Source organism: Mesorhizobium waimense, from assembly GCF_003601975.1.
GTDB classification, from domain to species: Bacteria; Pseudomonadota; Alphaproteobacteria; order Rhizobiales; family Rhizobiaceae; genus Mesorhizobium; species Mesorhizobium waimense.
The window spans coordinates 1-408 of sequence record NZ_QZWZ01000232.1 but is presented as its reverse complement, the minus strand read 5'-3'; the positions used below and the strand labels follow the sequence as shown (position 1 = coordinate 408).

General features: G+C 42.2%; 1 pseudogene. It reads left to right on the top strand.

Annotated features, from left to right (window positions below):
* A pseudogene (gene ychE, locus D3227_RS40785) lies at nucleotides 1-218 on the top strand (NAAT family transporter YchE); the annotation flags it as partial.
* Nucleotides 219-408: the final 190 nt, after the last annotated feature.

The window sequence follows — 408 nt, the reverse complement described above, 5'->3', positions numbered from 1 at the left end:
ATCACAGCATTAGCTATCTGTTTGGTTTCTTTGTGGCTATTGCATTGTTCGCTTTATGTTGCTGGGGATTGTTCCGCATGGCACCGTGGCTGGTACGGGTTTTACGCCAGACCGGCATCAACGTGATTACGCGTATTATGGGGCTATTGCTGATGGCATTGGGGATTGAATTTATCGTTACTGGTATTAAGGGGATTTTCCCCGGCCTGCTTAATTAATTCCTTTCAAATGAAACGGAGCTGCCATGCTCCGTTTACTTCGTCATTATTTTTACTTTGTTCCCGCGCAGTTATCAAAAGCAAAAGGAATAGGTAAAAATATTCTTCTCAAATTACAGTTAGTTATAAGGATTTCCTTAACTGCTTCTCCTCACCATCATGTTATTTTCGCCACATCATAATCCTGGGC